The 18,343-nt window shown below is 47.6% G+C and carries 19 protein-coding genes; 9 read left to right on the top strand and 10 right to left on the bottom strand.

Going from position 1 to position 18,343, the window contains the following annotated elements:
• Positions 1-4: 4 nt before the first annotated feature.
• The 4 genes from sufD to rnc all read right to left on the bottom strand — a co-directional run bounded on the left by sufD (position 5) and on the right by rnc (position 5,012).
• Positions 5-1,297 (bottom strand): Fe-S cluster assembly protein SufD, encoded by a 1,293-nt coding sequence (gene sufD / locus ACJV45_RS05895; protein ID WP_419397871.1) that lies wholly within the window; start codon positions 1,295-1,297, stop codon positions 5-7.
• On the bottom strand, positions 1,297-2,856 hold the full coding sequence (sufB, locus tag ACJV45_RS05900; protein ID WP_419397872.1) for a Fe-S cluster assembly protein SufB: 1,560 nt from the start codon (positions 2,854-2,856) through the stop codon (positions 1,297-1,299). The genes sufD and sufB overlap by 1 nt, the downstream gene beginning before the upstream one ends.
• A gap of 155 nt (positions 2,857-3,011) precedes the next feature.
• Positions 3,012-4,049 (bottom strand): tyrosine recombinase XerC, encoded by a 1,038-nt coding sequence (locus ACJV45_RS05905; protein WP_116692579.1) that lies wholly within the window; start codon positions 4,047-4,049, stop codon positions 3,012-3,014.
• 42 nt (positions 4,050-4,091) lie between these two features.
• A complete protein-coding gene (gene rnc, locus ACJV45_RS05910) occupies positions 4,092-5,012 on the bottom strand; it encodes a ribonuclease III (protein ID WP_415703630.1) in 921 nt (306 codons plus the stop codon).
• Between the two features lie 24 nt (positions 5,013-5,036).
• On the opposite strand from rnc, the gene ACJV45_RS05915 reads away from it, so the two are divergent.
• The gene (locus tag ACJV45_RS05915) at positions 5,037-5,231 is read left to right on the top strand and encodes a hypothetical protein (RefSeq protein WP_419397892.1); all 195 of its coding nucleotides are present in this window, start codon (positions 5,037-5,039) and stop codon (positions 5,229-5,231) included.
• Positions 5,232-5,416: 185 nt separating this feature from the next.
• On the opposite strand, the gene rpmF is transcribed toward ACJV45_RS05915, so the two are convergent.
• From rpmF to coaD, 4 genes are all read right to left on the bottom strand, one after another.
• Entirely contained in the window at positions 5,417-5,611 is a 195-nt protein-coding gene (rpmF, locus tag ACJV45_RS05920) for a 50S ribosomal protein L32 (protein ID WP_004113441.1), read from the bottom strand.
• Positions 5,612-5,860: 249 nt separating this feature from the next.
• Positions 5,861-6,505, bottom strand: a complete 645-nt coding sequence (locus tag ACJV45_RS05925) for a YceD family protein (protein ID WP_419397873.1) — start codon at positions 6,503-6,505, stop codon at positions 5,861-5,863.
• 2 nt (positions 6,506-6,507) lie between these two features.
• A complete protein-coding gene (locus ACJV45_RS05930; protein ID WP_419397874.1) occupies positions 6,508-7,437 on the bottom strand; it encodes a hypothetical protein in 930 nt (309 codons plus the stop codon).
• Between the two features lie 88 nt (positions 7,438-7,525).
• Entirely contained in the window at positions 7,526-8,080 is a 555-nt protein-coding gene (gene coaD / locus ACJV45_RS05935; protein ID WP_042904246.1) for a pantetheine-phosphate adenylyltransferase, read from the bottom strand.
• A 329-nt stretch (positions 8,081-8,409) separates the two neighbouring features.
• Here coaD and ACJV45_RS05940 point away from each other — a divergent pair, with 329 nt between their 5' ends.
• Entirely contained in the window at positions 8,410-9,807 is a 1,398-nt protein-coding gene (locus ACJV45_RS05940; RefSeq protein ID WP_419397875.1) for a nicotinate phosphoribosyltransferase, read from the top strand.
• Between the two features lie 18 nt (positions 9,808-9,825).
• Here the strand turns inward: ACJV45_RS05940 and ACJV45_RS05945 are convergent, their stop codons facing one another.
• A complete protein-coding gene (locus ACJV45_RS05945) occupies positions 9,826-10,173 on the bottom strand; it encodes a DUF3039 domain-containing protein (protein WP_004113460.1) in 348 nt (115 codons plus the stop codon).
• Positions 10,174-10,312: 139 nt separating this feature from the next.
• Here ACJV45_RS05945 and cysS point away from each other — a divergent pair, with 139 nt between their 5' ends.
• From cysS to trmD, 7 genes are all read left to right on the top strand, one after another.
• The gene (gene cysS, locus ACJV45_RS05950) at positions 10,313-11,893 is read left to right on the top strand and encodes a cysteine--tRNA ligase (RefSeq protein ID WP_419397876.1); all 1,581 of its coding nucleotides are present in this window, start codon (positions 10,313-10,315) and stop codon (positions 11,891-11,893) included.
• A gap of 72 nt (positions 11,894-11,965) precedes the next feature.
• Entirely contained in the window at positions 11,966-13,666 is a 1,701-nt protein-coding gene (ffh, locus tag ACJV45_RS05955) for a signal recognition particle protein (protein ID WP_419397877.1), read from the top strand.
• 51 nt (positions 13,667-13,717) lie between these two features.
• Positions 13,718-14,800 carry an endonuclease/exonuclease/phosphatase family protein gene (locus tag ACJV45_RS05960; RefSeq protein WP_419397878.1) on the top strand — a complete coding sequence of 361 codons (1,083 nt, stop codon included), beginning with the start codon at positions 13,718-13,720 and terminating at the stop codon, positions 14,798-14,800.
• 755 nt (positions 14,801-15,555) lie between these two features.
• Positions 15,556-16,017 carry a 30S ribosomal protein S16 gene (rpsP, locus tag ACJV45_RS05965; RefSeq protein WP_419397879.1) on the top strand — a complete coding sequence of 154 codons (462 nt, stop codon included), beginning with the start codon at positions 15,556-15,558 and terminating at the stop codon, positions 16,015-16,017.
• Between the two features lie 2 nt (positions 16,018-16,019).
• The gene (locus tag ACJV45_RS05970) at positions 16,020-16,253 is read left to right on the top strand and encodes an RNA-binding protein (RefSeq protein WP_004113470.1); all 234 of its coding nucleotides are present in this window, start codon (positions 16,020-16,022) and stop codon (positions 16,251-16,253) included.
• 8 nt (positions 16,254-16,261) lie between these two features.
• Complete coding sequence (gene rimM, locus ACJV45_RS05975; protein WP_419397880.1) at positions 16,262-16,846, top strand: ribosome maturation factor RimM; 585 nt, start codon at positions 16,262-16,264, stop codon at positions 16,844-16,846.
• 32 nt (positions 16,847-16,878) lie between these two features.
• Positions 16,879-17,682 (top strand): tRNA (guanosine(37)-N1)-methyltransferase TrmD, encoded by an 804-nt coding sequence (gene trmD / locus ACJV45_RS05980; RefSeq protein WP_419397881.1) that lies wholly within the window; start codon positions 16,879-16,881, stop codon positions 17,680-17,682.
• Positions 17,683-17,697: 15 nt separating this feature from the next.
• Here the strand turns inward: trmD and ACJV45_RS05985 are convergent, their stop codons facing one another.
• A complete protein-coding gene (locus ACJV45_RS05985; RefSeq protein ID WP_419397882.1) occupies positions 17,698-18,288 on the bottom strand; it encodes an RsmD family RNA methyltransferase in 591 nt (196 codons plus the stop codon).
• Between the last annotated feature and the right edge of the window lie 55 nt (positions 18,289-18,343).

The raw sequence follows: 18,343 nt of genomic DNA on the forward strand, positions 1-18,343 counted from the left end.
TCTCCTATTCTTCCGCATATTTCGATTCGTCGGTTGCTTGCGATTCGCGTGATGGTGCGGTTACTTGCGATTCTTCCGTCTTAGCTAAACGCCTCTCAATCGCAGCCATCAAGTGATCTACGATTTGCGGCACGCCAATCTCCTCAATAAGCTCGTTAAAGAATCCGCGCACAACAAGCTTTCTAGCATCCGCTTCGCTCACGCCGCGAGATTGCAAGTAAAACAGCTCCTCGTCGTCGAATCTGCCGACAGAACTTGCGTGACCTGCGCCAATAATATTTCCATTTTCGATTTCCAAATTCGGCTCCGAATCAGCAATCGCGCCAGGAGTTAGCACCAGGTTTCTGTTCAACTCGTACGAATCCGTGCCTGGAGCTTCTGGCTTAATAAGCGCGTTTCCAACCCATGTAGAATGCGCTCCTTTGCCGTAAAGCGCGCCCTTATACACTACTCGCGACTTGCATTCTGGGTGATTGTGCACAACCATCGTGCGATGCTCAACATGCTCGCCTGGATCCACAAAATACATGCCAAGCATGTTCAAATCGCCCTTTTCGCCGCCAAAATCCTGATCCATGCGGATTCGCACAACGTCTCCGCCAAGCGTGACCATTGTGTGGCGTAAAGAAGCGCCAGCACCCACGTGAATCCTATGATTTCCAACGTGTTTGCTGCCTGAATCCCACTCTTGAATGAACGTTGTAGAAACATGCGCGTTCTCTCCAAGAATGATTTCTACGCCTTCAGCAAGCTTTGCAATTCCTGTGTGTTCTACGATAATATCCGCGTTTGTGTAAGAATCGGCTTCAATCACTAAGTGCAATGCGTCTAGCGATTGCAAGTTGTTTCCGTGAATTTGCAATATTATTGGCTTTGTAACTTCGCCACAAACATGCAAAACGTACGCCGACTTTGCAGAATTCCACGCAACAGCAGCCACGCGATCCGAAGGCTTCATCTCTGTATGCGGAGCCTCGTTTTTTGGCAGAATTTGTAGAGTTGCATGCGAATCGCCATCAACACCTTTTAGCTCCACAGCAACGTTGTTAGACGGCTCAAAGCTATCAAAAAACTCAGAAATTCTCTCAACTGGAGTGTATCGCCAATCTTCCTGCTTCCTAGTTGGAATCGCAAAGTCTTGCACGTTAAAAGAGCGCACGGATTTATCTGCACTAGAAGGCATTGCAGCAGGAACCGCGTAAGGATCATTAGGGTCTGCTACAGGAATATTAATTTCTTTTTCCGTCATTTTATTGCCTAAATTATCGCTCAAATTCTTTTTTAAATCTTCGCTCATCACCCCACGGATCCTTCCATTTGCAATTCCACAAGACGATTAAGCTCCAGAGCATACTCCATCGGCAGCTGGCGACTAATCGGCTCCACAAAGCCGCGCACAATCATGCCCATAGCCTCTTTTTCTTCAAGCCCTCGGCTCATCAAATAGAAAAGCTGATCTTCGGAAACCTTGGAAACAGTGGCCTCATGAGCCATTGAAACGTTATCTTCGCGCACGTCAACATGCGGATAAGTGTCGGACCTTGAAAAATCGTCAACAAGCAAAGCGTCGCACACAACTGAAGAACTGGAGCCGCTAGCGCCCTTAACAATCTTCACAAGACCTCGGTAAGCCGAGCGACCGCCGCCACGCGAAATCGACTTAGCAACAATCGTAGAACTTGTGTGCGGAGCCAAGTGAATCATCTTCGCACCAGTATCTTGGTACTGACCGCGGCCCGCAAAGCTCAAAGACATGGTTTCTGCTTTTGCGTACGGCTCAGCAAGAATGCATGCAGGATACTTCATAGTAGCCTTGGATCCAATGTTTCCATCAACCCACTCCATTGTGCCGCCTTCGCGCACATAGGCTCGCTGAGTTACCAAGTTGTACACGTTATTTGACCAATTTTGCACGGTTGTGTAGCGCACGCGCGCATGCTTTTCTACAACAATCTCAACGTTTGCAGCGTGGAGCGAATCCGTGGAATAAATCGGAGCTGTGCAACCTTCAACATAGTGCACGTACGATCCTTCGTCTGCAATAATCAACGTGCGCTCAAACTGCCCCATATTCGGCGTGTTAATGCGGAAGTAAGCCTGAAGCGGAATATCCACATGCACGCCTTTTGGCACGTACACGAACGAGCCGCCGCTCCAAGCAGCGGTGTTAAGAGCCGCAAACTTGTTGTCGTCAACTGGAATCACAGTTGCAAAATACTTTTTTACAAGCTCTGGATACTTTTGCACTGCTGTATCCGTATCAACAAAAATTACGCCTTGAGCTGCTAAATCCTCGCGAATCGAATTGTAAATAACTTCCGACTCATACTGTGCTGCAACGCCTGAAACTAAGCGCTTTTTCTCCGCTTCTGGAATGCCAAGCCTATCGTAAGTTTTGCGAATATCTTCTGGCAAATCATCCCAAGTTTTCGCTTGATCGTGAACTGGACGAACGTAGTACTTAAAATCGTCTGCGTCAAAACCGCTTAAATCCACTCCCCAATCAGGCATCGGCTTTTGCAAAAACGCGCGGTAGCCTTGCAAACGAAGGTTTAGCATCCACTCTGGCTCGTGTTTGTCGGCGGAAATTGCGCGAACAACCGACTCGTCAATGCCCTTCTTTGCAGCTTCGCCTGCAGCATCCGAATCATGCCAGCCGTAATTGTACTCGCCAAATTCGGCAACGATTTGCTCGTCTTGGCGAATTTTATCTTCGTTTACGCGAGCGCGATCTGCCACATACTGGCTCATTTCAACGTCTGCCGCGCTGGATTCTGGCGTGCTGTAGTCGTTTTGATTTGCTGCATTCTCATTCAATGATGCGCTTGATTCAGGCTTATTTGAATCATCAACCACTGTTTTACCCTCCTATCAAGCTTATAAATCGATTATACATTTAGCCACGCAACGCACGCTCCGAGATTTTTGACTTTGCGCGATTTTGCCACCATTTTGCCACCAAACGTGACTCAAATCACATCTTTTCATTCTCTGTATAAACCTTTGTCTTTCTACGCACGCGGGAAAGCCTGCGAGTAACGCTGTTTAAGAGCCTGAATAGAAACATGCGTGTAGCGCTGCGTTGTGTTAAGCGACGAATGCCCCAAAAGCTCTTGAACCTCGCGAAGGTCCGCTCCCCCGTTGAGCATATGCGTTGCAGCACTGTGGCGAAGTGCGTGCGGCGCCACATCGGGCACGTTTGCAGCCGCAGCGGCAGCGTGCACAATATCCCTAACAACGCGCTGATCTATACGTTTTGCGCGCACGCCCAAAAACAACGCTTGCGAGCTTGCGGCAGATTTTTCTTGCAGCGCATTTCGCCCACAGTCAAGCCACTTTTTACACGCTTTTGCAGCAGGAACACCGAATGGTACTACACGCTGCTTGTTTCCCTTACCTGTAACTTTTACAGTGTGATTTTCAAAATCCATATCTTGCACATTAAGACCCGTAAGCTCCCCCACTCGCATGCCCGTGGCATATAAAAGCTCTAAAATCGCAGCATTTCTGAGTGCGATTGCATACTCTTGTTTCGTTTTTATTTGCGATTTTAGTGGCGTATTTTCTTGATGCTCGGTTGCTGGCGACTTATCCACAGCATAATCTTCAGAACGATCCTCAGCGCAATCCAACAATTTTTCCGCCTGCGCCTCGTCTAAAACCGTAGGAAGCTCATTAGCAATCTTAGGTGTATTAAGAATTTGCGCAGGATTCGCACTAATTAAACCAACGTGTGTAGTCCATGCAAAAAAACCGCGCACAGCCACCACTTTGCGAGCCAAACTAGAGCGCGCGTGATTCTTATTAAGCCAATACATCCATTGGCGCAGAACGCTTGTAGACACAGAATTCAAATCAGAAAAATCGTTTACACCACACCATTCAAGGCATTGCAAAACATCTACCCTATATGCGCGAAGAGTGCGACTTCCAAGGCCTTTATTTGAACGCAAATAATCAATATACCGATCGGATAAGTCGCCAGCAACCGTTGATGATACTAAACCATTGTCAAATAATAAATCATTATTATTACGACTGCTAGCCATAGAACCGCCTCGAATCGCCTATATTACAGCAATCAGAAAAATCTAATTACCGCTTTCTCCGCTAGACTTACGCCTTCTATCCAACATATGCCACGCTTTATCTGCAGCAGCAAGCTGAGCCTTGCGTTTGCTGGAACCATCCGCCTCGCCGAGCAGCTCATCGCCGTTTTCGTGCGCCAAAACCGCGCGCGCATGGAACACGGGCGCATAATCTGGTCCAGAAACAGACATTCGATACTGAGGCTCATCAAGCCCCATCTCGTGCGCCAAAACAGTAAGCGAAGTCTTCCAATCCAGAGCAGGACCTTCCGTAAGAACCTCCGCCAAAGTGTCGTCAATCAAACGATGCACTACAGCGCGCGCCTCGTCAATACCATGCTCAACAAAAGTCGCACCAATAAGCGCCTCAACAATATCGCACAAAATCGAGTCTTTTTGAGCGCCGCCATGCTCCATCTCGCCATGACCCAAAAGAATATACGGCCCAACGTGCAACTTATCTCGCGCAACAGCGCTCAAAGCCCACTCCGAAACAGCCTTAGCGCGAAGCTTAGCCAACTGACCTTCCGTCATATCTGGGTGCGCAGAAAAAAGCGTTTCTGTAGAGACAAGCTCCAAAACAGCGTCTCCCAAAAACTCTAGACGCTCGTAGTTTTTAGTGCCTGGATGCTCGTGCGAAAACGAGCGATGAGTGAGCGCCTCAACAAGTAAATCTGGCGAAATCGTAGTACCTAGCGCGCGTAAAAGCTCCTGAGTAGGGTCTCCATCATGCGTATGTCCGTCTTTAGAACGCGTAACACCTATGCTGCTAGTTCTAGCATTTTCTGGATGATTTGGGTTCTGATAAGAGCGATTTTGAACGTCATTTTTATCATTACTTTTGACGTCACTTTTTACATCATTATTGCCATAATGCTGATCTTTTGTATTGTTCCCACTCATATTTTCAACATTATAGCGCATACATTGAAGTCGTTGATTTACACTATTAGCCACGAAATACTACAAGTTTATGAAAACTACGCTAAGAGTGGTGGAGATTCGAGATTTTTCGCAGCGAATGAAGCGTATCGCTCGCGCGGATTAGCCGCGCTCACGCCTTCGCTTGCGTTGAAAGCACACTGTGCTTTCAACCTTAAGCAAGCTCAGCGCTCCGAATTGCCTTTTCGCGCTACGCTCTAAGCGAAAAGGCAATTCGTCGCGCCTGCATTTGTTTACCAAAACAGCAAAAAAGGGAACAAACGCGGGAAAGTGTTCTTGCGTTTGTTTACCAAATCGCACTAAAAGGGAACAAACGCGGGAAAAACAAAACGCAAAAACAAAAAACCCTGCCACCCGTCGATGGCAGGGTTCTCTTAAAATACAACCTACTTGGTGTGCGCAGAGCGAATTGCTTCGCGATACACGCGACCGCGGAAGTTACCGCAGGTTGGGCAAGCCATGTGAGACAACGCTGGCGAACCGCAGTTCGGGCAGGTAATAGTCTGCACGGCAGAAGCCTTCCAATTGGCGCGACGCGAATGAGTATTAGCGCGCGAGGTCTTGTACTTTGGCAGTGCCATAATCTTTCCTCTATTTCGTTCAACCGATTGAGCTTAAGCGTTCTGTATATTACAGCAAGCGCCATACATTATTCAGAATCGCACTACATAGCAGGTCGTGTCGTTCGCGCAGATTAGCTGCGCTCACGCCTTCGCCGCCGTAGAAGCACACCGTGCTTCTACGCTAAGCGGCTCAGCGCTCCGAATTGCCTTTTCGCGCTACGCTCTAAGCGAAAAGGCAGGTCGGAGCGACTACGTAATTAGTGCAAATCAACCGCGATTTTGCGAGTTTTCAAGCTTTTGCTTAAGTCCCTCAAGCGCCGCAAACCGAATATCCGTAATATCGTGATGATGATCTGGATGTTCGTTCAAGTTTTCTCCGCACTGCGAGCAAAGACCCTTGCAATCTGGCTCACACAAAGGCTTAAGCGGCAGCTCACTAACCATTGTGTCTCGAATCAATGCCTCGATATCGGCAAAGTCGCCTCCGCCAACCAGCGGATACACGTTTCCAGAATCGTCGCCCTCGTCCCAAATATCAGCGTCTTCTAAATCATCATTATCGCCATTAGCTCTGTTAGATTTAGAATTATTGAAACGCGCGCCGCCCTTGCTTTCCACCTGCGCAAAGAACGCGCACACATCAACACTCCAATCCCTATGCAACGACATCAGGCATCTAGAGCATTCTGCGTGTACGCGCGCTGTAATCGTGCCCTGGAACATAAGCCCGTCCACTACGGAATCAAAGTTGCCGTCTACTGTAACATCGCTCCCTGGCTTCACGCCAATAACGCTGTCTCCTATACCTTCTGGCGCTGGAAACACGCGATGTAACTGCATGCTACTTCCTGCTCGTGCCGCCATTTGCGCAACTGGTACCGCCCATAAAGACTGGGAGGGATGCGATGCCATTTTTAGTTCCTTTCTTCGCTTTCGTTTACAACTTCTCCATTAACTTGTCTGTTAATCTCGTCTTGCACATGCGCCGCCGCACGCCTGCGTTCTTCTAGAACTCGCTGACCCGCCTGAACATCCTGCTCTAGCTTGTCTAACTGCTGTTTTAAGCCTTCCATAACCGTAGCACTGTACTGATCCGCACCACGCGTGAGTTTATCAGCCTTTGCCTGCGCCTCGTTTACGATTCCTCGCGCCTGATTTCTTGCAATGGCAACCACGTTTTCTTGACCAGCCAAGAATTTAGCCCTCTCTTGTGCTTCTTCAACCATCTGAGCAGCCTGGCTTTGTGCAGAACTTACGATTGAATTTGCTTGAGCCTGAGCTGTGCGCAAGCGTCTTTCTGCCTCTCGCATTAATGCACTCGCGCGCTCAAGTTGCACTGGTAGCATGTCTTTTAACCTAGATAAGTAGTCGCCGAATTCTTCGCGATCAATCTTCGCCATTCCAGCAGAAAACAGCACGCCTTTTGCTTCATTTAACGTGGTTTCCATTGTGTCGATTATGTCGTAAACTGTTGTGAATTCTTCACGCGACTTTGTTCGCACTTCTTCGCTTACTGTTTGCGGATTCGCGGTTTTAAACACGTTTTCTTCTTCATCTTCAAACTCTATTGCACCACCGTCTTCGCGTTCACGCAAATCTGGCATTGGGAACAAGTTTTGCGCATTATCGCCAGCAACCGCAGAATCAGCAGAAGAATCGCCAGCAACCGCAGAATCAGCAGCATTATCATCGTTAGTCTTATTTGCCGCAGGCACTGCGTCGTAAGCTTCAAAAGCAGCACTGGGCGAATCATCGTTGTTTGCAATCACTGGATTTAATGGCAACTTTTGGCTGCGATTTGCCGATACTTGGCTTTCCATTGTGTCGTCTTCGTTTTCGCTCATTTTGTCTCCTTCGCTAAGTAGCTGCTCTCTGTTTCTCCTAATAATTTTATTTTATTATTTTAATTTTATGACTTTATTGTACGTATTTTTATGATATTGCACTTGTTTTAGAAAAAACGTTCTGTAAAAGTGGAACCACATTATCTGGTACCATTCCAGAAACGTCTCCGCCGTGACGAGCAACATCTTTTACAACGGAGCTAGAAACATGTTCCAAAATAGGGTCTGCAGGAAGGAACATGGTTTCTATCCCAGCAAGCTTGCGATTAACCAGCGCCATTCCAAGCTCCGCCTCATAGTCGCCATTTTGACGCAATCCTTTAACTATTACGGTTGCGCCGACTTTTTTGCAATAATCTGTTATAAGACCATCTGTGGAGGCAACAACTATTTTGCACGCTGGCGACTGTGCTGCTCCGCATAAAGGCGGAGCAAATTTCCCGACTGGAAAATCATCTTTTAGGTTTTTAACAGCATTGCGAATAATATCCACACGCTCCGATTCGGAAAACATTGGCGTTTTTGCCGCGTTAACAGCCACCAAAACATGCACTTCTTTAAAGAGATGCGTACAACGTTGTATCACGTCTAAGTGTCCGGCTGTAACGGGGTCATACGAGCCTGGGCAAACAGCTATAGTCATATTTTTAGGTTACCACGAATCTGCCACGAGTCTGACACGAGTCAGGCATAAGATAGGCATAAGCTAGGCATGAGCTAGATATGAGCCTATTTTTCCTGCTTTTGTTTCTTTTTCCCCGCGTTTGTTCCCATATTTGACGTTTTGATAAACAAACACGGGCAAAATACGCAGCTCGAGGTCGTCGATTCGTTGCGAAAAATCGAGAATCACTACGCACTAATCGTAGATAGGCATAGGACTATGATTGTCTGCAGGTAAAAGTCGCATATAAAAGTCGCAAGTAGCCATGCTTTAAGTTTGGTTACTAAAATCGCAAGAAAGGATTGAAAATGTCTGATTCTTTTGATTTCGCAAAATCCGAAGCAAAATCCTACACAAACTCTTCCGTACTTATGACCGACATGTACGAATACACAATGCTCGATGCGGCGCTAAAAGATGGCACAGCAAATCGCAAATGCGTTTTTGAGATTTTCGCGCGACACCTTCCTCAAGGTCGCCGCTACGGAGTGGTAGCAGGAACAGGCAGAATCCTCGAAGAGCTAGCGCGATTCCACTTTAGCGACGAAGACTTGCGATTTTTGCAAGATCGAAAAATCGTGAGCAAAGACACTATTAAATGGCTGGAAAACTACCATTTTAGCGGCAAAATTCGCGGTTACAGAGAAGGCGAAATGTTCTTCCCAGATTCGCCGATTTTGCAAGTTGAAGGCACTTTCGGCGAATGCACATTGCTGGAAACGCTGCTGCTTTCCGTGCTTAACTACGATTGCTCAGTGGCGAGCGCTGCAGCACGAATGGTCTCCGCATCCGCTGGCAGACCGTGCATGGATATGGGCGGCAGGCGCACAAACGAGTGGTCGGCGGTGGCTGCCTCTCGCGCGGCGGTGATTGGCGGTTTTAAGGGCACGGCAAACCTGCTTGCGGCAAAGCTTTACGGGCTTAAGGCGATTGGAACAGCCGCGCATTGCTTTACTCTTGTGCACGATTCGGAGCGCGCAGCCTTTGAGTCGCAAATTGCAGCGCTCGGCAAAGGCACAACATTGCTTGTAGACACGTACAACGTAGAAGAGGCTGTTAAAACCGCCGTGCAAGTTGCTGGCGCGGATCTTGGCGGCGTGCGCATTGATTCGGGCGATTTGTGCGTTATGGCTCGTCGCGTTCGTGCGCAACTCGATGCGTTGGGTGCTAAAAATACTAAAATCACGGTTACTAACGATTTAGACGAGTATGCGCTTGCGTCTTTGCAAAACGCGCCAGTTGATTCCTACGGCATTGGAACAATGCTTGTTACGGGTTCGGGCGCGCCTACTTGCGCAATGGTTTATAAACTCACAGAGCGTGAAGGCGCGGATGGAGTTATGCAACCTGTTGCTAAGAAGTCTAAGAATAAGGCGACTGTTCCAGGGCGTAAGCTCGCGTATCGTTCCTACGATTTTAGCGGCGGCGCGAATGGCGGCACGGCTCGCAATGGCGTAGCTGATTGTGAGCATGTGATTTCTGGCTCGGAGAGTGCGCTAGCGACCTTTAAGCCGCAAGATTCTTGGGAAGATTTGCTGGTTGACTATGTGCAAAATGGTGAATTTAATACAGAGTTTATGGGGCATGACGCGATTATGCGAGCACAAGATTATTGTGCCAAAGCGCTTAGCAGACTTCCAATTTCTGCTCAAAGTCTTATGCGCGGAGATCCAGCTATTCCTACAGAAATCAACGTTTTAGGCTAGTTTTTGTCTAGTCTTAGGCTAAAAGCCCAGATTGTTCATTTCTTCGTAGATTTTTTTGCACTCTGGGCAAACAGGGTAGTCGTTAGCTTCGCGCTTTGGAATCCATACTTTTCCGCACAGTGCTACAACAGGACGGCCAGTTAGTCGCGATTCGATTACGCGATCCTTGGAAACGTAGTGTGCAAAGCGGTCTGCATCACCACCATCGTCCATTCGCGCTGATTCATCTACCTCTGGCTTTTCAAGTACGCTCGTGCTTGTGCTAGACCCAGAATCTGGGAGGCTTTGTGAATCGTCTTCCATAACAGCGTTCAAATTAGCAGCGTTTGGATCTTCGCTATACTTTGAATCATTTGAAAACGTCATTGCATCCCTTTCGTACAAATCGCGCTTTGTTGATTGCGACTCATGTTTATACAAGCATAAGTCATAATCGCAACAAATACTCGAATCGACAACTTCGAGCTTAACGCGTGAGTTATTAGCTAAACATATAATTGAGATTATGCTTGAAAATACGAACAGAACTCTTACAGCAGCAGCAGCACGATTGCGCCTATATAACACGGCAACGCACAACACTAGCGAGTTTACAACGGTTACTCCTGGCCACGTTGGAATGTACGTGTGTGGCGCGACTGTGCAAAGCTCGCCTCATATAGGTCATATTCGCGCCGCAATCGCCTTCGACGTTGTTCGCCGATGGCTTTTGCGCCTTGGCTACACTGTCACTTTTGTTAGAAATGTTACAGATATTGACGATAAAATCATCAAAAAAGCTAGCGAAAATGGCCAAACATGGTGGCAGCGCGCCTACATTTACGAGCGCGAGTTCACTAAAGCTTACGACACTCTTGGCGTTATGCCGCCAACAGTGGAGCCGCGCGCAACTGGTCACATAAACGATATGGTGGAGCTTATACAACGCCTTATTGATCGCGGTCATGCATACGCAATAACAGACGCAAATGGAAATCCTACTGGAAACGTGTATTTTAGTGTGCCAAGCTGGCAAGATTACGGCGCGCTAACGCATCAAAATGGTAATTCTGATGACAGCAATAGTGCTGACAAAGCCGACAAATACAATCCGATTGACCCAGCTGACGCAAGCCCAGATAAGCACGATGCTCGCGATTTTGCACTTTGGAAAGCACCTTGCGATTTTGACCAAAAAGACGCGCGCTGGAACACGCCGTTTGGAGCAGGACGCCCAGGTTGGCACATTGAATGCTCGGCAATGAGCCACCGCTATCTTGGCGATGCTTTCGACATTCACGGCGGCGGACTTGACTTGCGCTTCCCACACCACGAAAACGAGATGGCGCAAACACTTGCTGCTGGATGGAAAAGCGCAAACGTGTGGATGCACTCCGCGTGGGTTACATCTAAAGGCGAAAAAATGAGCAAATCCCTTGGAAACGGTCTTTCTGTTCCATCTGTTTTGGCTCAAAAATCCGCGTGGGTTGTGCGATACGCGCTAGGCGGCGTGCAATATCGAGCAATGCTTGAGTGGTCAGATCAGTCTTTGAACGAGGCACAATCTGCTTATGATCGCATATCTAACTTCCTCGAGCGCGCAAATCGCGTAATCGAAAATCAGCCAGATTATGCGGAAGTTCAAAGCGTTGATGCAGATAATCTTCCAGAAGATTTTACTAAAGCTATGAACGACGATATTAACGTTTCGGGCGCGCTGGCTGCGATTTTTACTGCGATTCGCTCTGGTAACGCGCTTTTGGATGACTATGCGCAAAATCAAAACGAAAATCAAAGCAACGGCATTAAAAGCCTTATTAGGACTTGTGTTTTGCAAGTTCGCGCAATGCTAGACACTCTTGGACTAGACCCTTACTCTCCACAATGGCGCAATCTTTCGCAAAAATCGCAAGATTTAGGTGCGAATAATGGCGCAAGCGCGGAGCATAAGGTTCTTGAATCTTTGATTGCAAATCAGCTTGAACAAAGGGCGATTGCACGCGCGGCTAAGGATTTTGCACGCGCAGACGCGATTCGCGACTCTTTAACCGCCGCCGGCGTTGTAATCGAAGATTGCGCACAAGGATCATCGTGGCATTTGTCTTAAGCGAAAGCAATGTAAACATAATAAAAAGCAATACAACAAAACATTCCAAACAACCTGTAGAATAGAGCAATTATGGCAGCATTTAGTTCGTTAACAGAAAGACTTTCTGGCGCATTCAAACACTTGCGCAGAAAAGGGAAATTATCCGACGCAGACATCGACGGCACAATTCGTGAAATTCGCCGTGCGCTTTTAGACGCAGACGTAGCTCTAGATGTTGTGCGATCATTTACCGCTAAAATTCGCGAGCGCGCACTAGGTGAAGAAGTTTCTAGCGCGCTAAATCCTGCTCAGCAAGTTGTGCGAATTGTAAACGACGAGCTTACAAACGTTTTGGGTTCAGGCGTTGATAGACCGCTGAACTTTGCAAAATATCCACCAACTGTAATCATGCTTGCTGGTTTGCAAGGCGCTGGTAAAACAACGCTCGCTGGAAAGTTGGGTTACTGGCTTAAGGATTCGGGCCATACGCCTTTGCTTGTTGCGGCGGATTTGCAGCGCCCTAACGCCGTTACGCAGCTTGAGGTTGTTGCAGAGCGTGCAGGTGTGGCGATTTTTGCGCCAGAGCGAGGCGTACAAAGTGACGGCGGCAGCGAAGTCGTTTCGGCTGGTTTAGCCACTGGAGACCCTGTTAAAGTTGCGCGAGATTCTATTGACTACGCGCGCGCAAAAATGTACGACACGGTTATTATCGATACCGCTGGTCGCCTTGGCGTGGACGATGCTCTTATGCAGCAGGCGCGCGAAATTCGCGATGCTGTTAATCCGCAAGAAATTCTGCTTGTTATAGATGCCATGATTGGTCAGGATGCTGTTCGCACAGCTCAAGCGTTTAACGAGGGCGTTGACTTTACTGGCGTTGTGCTTTCTAAGTTAGATGGCGATGCACGAGGCGGCGCTGCACTATCTGTTGCAAGCGTTACAGGCAAGCCTATTTTGTTCGCTTCTACTGGCGAAGGCTTGAAGGATTTTGAGATTTTCCATCCAGATAGAATGGCTTCGAGAATCCTCGATATGGGCGATATTCTAACGCTTATTGAGAATGCGCAAAAGCAGTTCGACGAGGAAGAGTCTCGCAAAGCAGCGGCTAAGATTTCCGAAGGAACTTTTGGACTAGACGACTTTTTGGATCAGCTTCAGCAGGTTAAAAAGCTTGGTTCTATGAAGAAAATTCTTGGCATGATGCCTGGAATGGCAGCGCATAGGCAGGAACTTGAGCAGTTTGACGACCGCGAGATAGACCGCACAGAGGCGATTATTCGTTCGATGACGCCTAAAGAGCGCAAAGATACAAAGATTATCGATGGTTCTAGGCGCGCGCGTATTGCAGCCGGCGCAGGCGTTCCAGTTTCTGCAGTGAATGCGCTTTTGCAACGCTTTGAGCAAGCAGCTAAAATGATGAAGCGCATGAGCAATGGCGGCGGCGCAGGAATGCCTGGAATGGGCGGAATGCCTGGGTTTGGCGGTCCTGGCGGAAAGTCTAAGCGTAAAGACAAGAAGAGCAAGAAGAAGGGCGGAAAGTCTGGTAATCCTATGCGTCGCGAGGCCGAGGAGCGCGCGCTTAGAGAACGCTTGTCTGGAAATTCTTCTGCAAATAGTGCAAATGATGACGCGAATGGCGAGTCTGCTTTTATGAAGAAGAAGCAGGATTTGCCTAATAATTTGCCAGAAAATCTTCAAAATCTTATGAGTGGCGAAGGCGACTTTGCTGACGAAATGCCTGATTTACCGCCTAATTTGGGCGGCGGACTCGCAGGTCTTTTCGGCAGATAATGCAGATAATGTGAAGAACGCAGATAAGCATATAATCCGAATAATCAGTAGATGATTTACGCTATTTTACTTGCGATTTTACTTGTTGCACTTGTTTTGCTTCTAGCTTGGCAGCTACTTAGGTGGCTGCCAGCTGGAGCGGATAGACTAAAGCCACTGCCATATGTTATTGCATTGCTTCCAATTGCGCCGTTTTGCGCTGCGCTTGGGCTAGTCGCCAGCGCTGTGGCTGCAGTTGCAACACGATCGCAAAATGAATTTTATAAATCTTATTTATTTTTGTGCGTAGCATATACGCTGTTGTTCGTAATCTCTTTAAAATCGTATACGCCGTATTGGGCAGTAAGATTGCTGCGAATAAAACAGGAAAAATCGCCAGAATCATCACTAGAATTATCACTAGAAAAATCGAGAGAAATCCGCGTTATGACGCTTAATTGCAGATATGGTCGCGCAAACGCAAGTCAAATAATAAAGTTAGCAAAAACGCATAAAATCGATACGATTCTTTTACAAGAAGTAAGCAAAAAACTTGTAAAAAACCTTGAAAAACTTGGGATTAAACACGATTTTGTGCATGTGCAATTGGGAAGCGCGAACGGACATGAAAATGGCGGCTTTAACGCGATTTATACGCGATTAAGCAATGTTAAATCTTTTGGTAAGTCGATTAAAATTGATGCAGCAAACGTGCCAATTGTTACGGCGGTTACTTGCGACTCATCCGCGGAAAATCTTTTAATAACATTCGCTTCTGCGCATCCAAAGTCACCTATGCGCGGATGTGCGGCTTGGAGCAACGGAATAATGGCGCTTGCAAAAATCGGCGAAAATCATAATGAAAACAACGTCAAAGACGTCAAAAAAGTCACAATAATCGGCGGAGACTTAAACTCTACTCCAGATCACCCAAGCTTTAGAGCGCTACTAAAATCAGGCTTTTTAGACGCATCAATGCAAATCGGCAAGCGACTAAAGACTTGGCCAACGTGGCAAAAATGGCCGAATCTTGCACTTGACCATGTGCTAGTAAAATCAACAGGATGCACAGCTAAAGCCACAGAGCAACGCGCGATTCGCGTGGATGGAAGCGACCACTTTGCGTTAATCGTTTGCGTTTCAATCCCCCTCTAGTCACCGCCTTCTTGATGGTCTATTACTTTACCTTCGCGCATTTCCTTGCTTACTGTTGCGCGAGGGCTGGGTGTTTCTTGTCTCACAACGCTCCGCCTCTTACGTGTAGTCTGTTGTTGCGGTTGTTCCGTTTTGGCTTTGATTTTGTTTTTGGGTTGAAGTTTGTTTGTAGTGGTTGATCATTTGGATTATTTGGTATCGGCTGCCGCTCTTATACTGTTCGACCAAGAATCACCCAGCCCTCTTACATGCTTGGACAATTGCGTATCGCTTAAACACCGAGATTCTCGATTTTTCTTGCTCTCTCGGCGAGTCACCACCTTCGGTGCTGAGGCTCACCTCGCTCGCTGCGAAAAATCTCGAATCTCTACCTAGCTTGCGCGACGACCTGCCTTTTCGCTTAAAGCGTAGCGCGAAAAGGCAATTCGGAGCGCTGAGCCGCTTAAATGTAAAGTCCAGTGGACTTTACATGCGGCGAAGACGTGAGCGCGGCTAATCCGCGCGAGCGCAGAAACACCCAGCCCTCGCGCAACAACAGATAAGGAGAATGTTCGAGCGATACGCTCTAAGCGAAAAGGTAGGTCCTGTCGTTCGCACGGTCTAAGCGCGCGAACGTCCACGCAATCAGTCATAATAGAAAAGTTATTCGCGTGAATCGAAGCCCTCTTATCGACCACGCGAGGAACAGTGGAACTCGCGAGGAGTGCCCCACACCCGAGCGAAATTCTACGACTCTAGTTATAAGGAGAGCCATTTTGGCAACCAAGATTCGTCTTAAGAGATTGGGCAAGAAGTTCTACGCCTTCTATCGCGTTGTAATTTCTGATTCGCGCAACAAGCGTAACGGCAAGTCCATCGAAGAGATCGGCATCTACGATCCAAACAAGCAGCCATCTTTGATTCAGATTAAGTCTGATCGCGCACAGTACTGGCTTGGCGTTGGCGCACAGCCAACCGAACCAGTGTTGAAGCTGCTAAAGATTACTGGCGATTGGCAGAAGTTCAAGTGTCTTGAAGGTGCAGAAGGCACTTTGAAGACTTCCGAAGCTGGTCCAGACGCGCAGGCTCGCGTTGAGGCTGTAGAAGCCGAAGCTCAGAAGCTTAAGGCTGCTAAGTCCGAAGCCGCTGCAAAGGCTCAGGCTGCTGCAGAAGCCGCTAAGAACGAAGCTGAAGAAGCTCCAGCAGCAGATGCTGAAGCCGAGGAAAAGGCTGAGTAATTATGCTGGCTCAAGCTGTGGAACATCTCATTAAAAACATCGTTGATTTTCCAGATGACGTGTCCGTGCGTTCTCACGAAAACGCTCGCGGCGAACTTTTGCGCGTGCGCGTAAATCCAGAAGACATCGGTAGAGTTATTGGAAGAAACGGTCGTACCGCTAATGCCATTCGTGTTGTTGTACAGGCTCTAAGCCGTCACAACGTTCGCGTTGACATTATGGACGTACGTAAGTGAGATTGAACGTGGCTAAAAACCAACTTTTTGACAACCCTCAGCAAGGTCAAAACAACCTACTGAGGGTTTGTCGTATTGGAAAAGCGCAAGGATTAAAAGGCGAAGTTACTGTCCAAATTTTTACCGACGAACCTTATGAGCGCTTTAAAGCAGGCAATGTGCTTTACACGCAAAATGGCGAGCGCGAGTTTACAATCGAGTCTGCGCGAACGTTTAAAAGCCGTTGGATTTTGCTTTTTGAACAAAGTCTAAATCGCAACGATGCAGAGGCCTTAAACGGCTTGGAGCTTTATACTAAGGCTCAAAGCGCGCAAGAGTTAGAGCAAGAAAATGCTTGGTATATTAAGGATTTGGTGGGTCTTAGCGCGCGCATTTGTGAGAATAATTCACTTGGAGTTGCGCCTCGTGAAATCGGCAAAGTCGTAGACGTTATTGATGGTGCTCAATCATTGCTTAAAATCCGCCTTTCAACTCCTGTTGGCGATGATAAAACTGCGCTAGTGCCTTTCGTTCAAGCACTGGTTCCAGAAGTTAATCTTAAAGAAAAATATTTAACTTTAGATCCTCCAGGTGGATTAATCCCAGGAATCTAAAACACATGATTTAAGCTTAAAGGCTTTATAAAATGCAAATCGACATAATCTCCGTGTTCCCTGAATATTTTCGCATGCTAGATCTGAGCTTGCTTGGTAAAGCGCAAGATAATGGCTTGCTTAAAATCAACGCGTATAATCTTAGAAAATGGACGCATGACGTTCACCAATCTGTTGATGATACGCCAGTTGGTGGCGGCGCTGGAATGGTTATGAAGCCAGAAGTGTGGGCGGAATGCCTTGATGAGCTGCTTTATAATGGAGATGACGCCGATAATGGCGATAACGGCACAGTTCTAATCTTCCCAAACCCTTCTGCCCCACTGTTTTCGCAAAAAGACGCTACACAATTAGCAAGCGCAAAGCGACTTGTATTTGGGTGCGGACGCTACGAAGGCTATGACGCGCGAATCCCAGAATACTATAAATCGCGCGGAGTAGATGTGCGCGAATATTCCATTGGCGACTACGTTCTTAACGGCGGCGAAGTGGCTGTTAGCGTTATGGTAGAGGCCATTACGCGCTTGATTCCAGGCTTTATGGGTAACCCAGAGTCGATTGTTGAAGAGTCGTACACTGGCGCGGATGCGATTCTTGAGCATCACCAATACACTCGTCCCACAACTTGGCGCGGCATTAGCGTGCCTGCGATTCTTACTTCGGGCGACCACGCTAAAGTGGATCGATTCCGCAGAGATGATGCACTAGCACGCACTAGCCGGATTAGACCAGATTTGATTGAGAAACTTGATTGCAAATCGCTTAGTAAGCAAGATAGAAAAACTCTGATTAGCCTTGGGTGGGAGGTTTCTGGCGATTCGCCAAAACGCCTATAGAATTTGCACGGTTTCTTATTTGCTGTTGCGCGAAGTTTGAATAAACATTACGGCAGTTTCGCCATAGTTGCGCGTGTCGAAAATCTCCCACCCAGCACAAATCTTAGGCGCAACACTGCGCGCGCTACGCTCTAAAACAATAAGCGTGTCAGCTGCGGCACTTACAACTCCCTTACTGACCATATTCTCAATCAAAAGCTCAACTTGCTCTGTCTCTAATGCGTACGGCGGATCTACAAACACCAAATCGAACGCTTCACCGCTGTAGTCTTGTACGAACTGCTCTGCGCGTCTTTTATTTACGCGAGCGCTTAAATCTTCACTCCACGCGCCTTGGCTTTGTAGTACTTTAACAGTTTTTGTTATTAACGCCGCCGCAGCAGCGTTCGCCTCTACGCACACGAGTTCTTTTGCGCCCCTAGAAATCGCTTCTATGCCTAACGCCGCTGTGCCAGCGAATAAGTCGAGTACGCGAGCGCCATCGCATACTCCCCATGAGTCGAGTCTAGAAAAAATCGCCTCTTTTGTGCGATCTGTTGTTGGTCTTGTACATGACTTTGCAGCGCATAATGGTGTGCCTTTAAATCTTCCTGCAATTACGTGCATGTTTTAAGCATATCATTTTAAATTATTTAGACTTGTGTCGAATTTTGTTATTGAT

It is taken from the genome of Gardnerella lacydonensis (assembly GCF_048545055.1).
GTDB lineage: Bacteria > Actinomycetota > Actinomycetes > Actinomycetales > Bifidobacteriaceae > Bifidobacterium > Bifidobacterium vaginale_C.

Coding starts and splice junctions, on each gene's coding strand:
- sufD (WP_419397871.1), bottom strand. CDS start 1,297: ATGAGCGAAGATTTAAAAAAGAATTTGAGCGATAATTTAGGCAATAAA.
- ACJV45_RS05905 (WP_116692579.1), bottom strand. CDS start 4,049: ATGGCTAGCAGTCGTAATAATAATGATTTATTATTTGACAATGGTTTA.
- rnc (WP_415703630.1), bottom strand. CDS start 5,012: ATGCGCTATAATGTTGAAAATATGAGTGGGAACAATACAAAAGATCAG.
- rpmF (WP_004113441.1), bottom strand. CDS start 5,611: ATGGCACTGCCAAAGTACAAGACCTCGCGCGCTAATACTCATTCGCGT.
- ACJV45_RS05925 (WP_419397873.1), bottom strand. CDS start 6,505: ATGGCATCGCATCCCTCCCAGTCTTTATGGGCGGTACCAGTTGCGCAA.
- ACJV45_RS05930 (WP_419397874.1), bottom strand. CDS start 7,437: ATGAGCGAAAACGAAGACGACACAATGGAAAGCCAAGTATCGGCAAAT.
- coaD (WP_042904246.1), bottom strand. CDS start 8,080: ATGACTATAGCTGTTTGCCCAGGCTCGTATGACCCCGTTACAGCCGGA.
- ACJV45_RS05940 (WP_419397875.1), top strand. CDS start 8,410: ATGTCTGATTCTTTTGATTTCGCAAAATCCGAAGCAAAATCCTACACA.
- ACJV45_RS05945 (WP_004113460.1), bottom strand. CDS start 10,173: ATGACGTTTTCAAATGATTCAAAGTATAGCGAAGATCCAAACGCTGCT.
- cysS (WP_419397876.1), top strand. CDS start 10,313: ATGCTTGAAAATACGAACAGAACTCTTACAGCAGCAGCAGCACGATTG.
- ffh (WP_419397877.1), top strand. CDS start 11,966: ATGGCAGCATTTAGTTCGTTAACAGAAAGACTTTCTGGCGCATTCAAA.
- ACJV45_RS05960 (WP_419397878.1), top strand. CDS start 13,718: ATGATTTACGCTATTTTACTTGCGATTTTACTTGTTGCACTTGTTTTG.
- ACJV45_RS05970 (WP_004113470.1), top strand. CDS start 16,020: ATGCTGGCTCAAGCTGTGGAACATCTCATTAAAAACATCGTTGATTTT.
- trmD (WP_419397881.1), top strand. CDS start 16,879: ATGCAAATCGACATAATCTCCGTGTTCCCTGAATATTTTCGCATGCTA.
- ACJV45_RS05985 (WP_419397882.1), bottom strand. CDS start 18,288: ATGCACGTAATTGCAGGAAGATTTAAAGGCACACCATTATGCGCTGCA.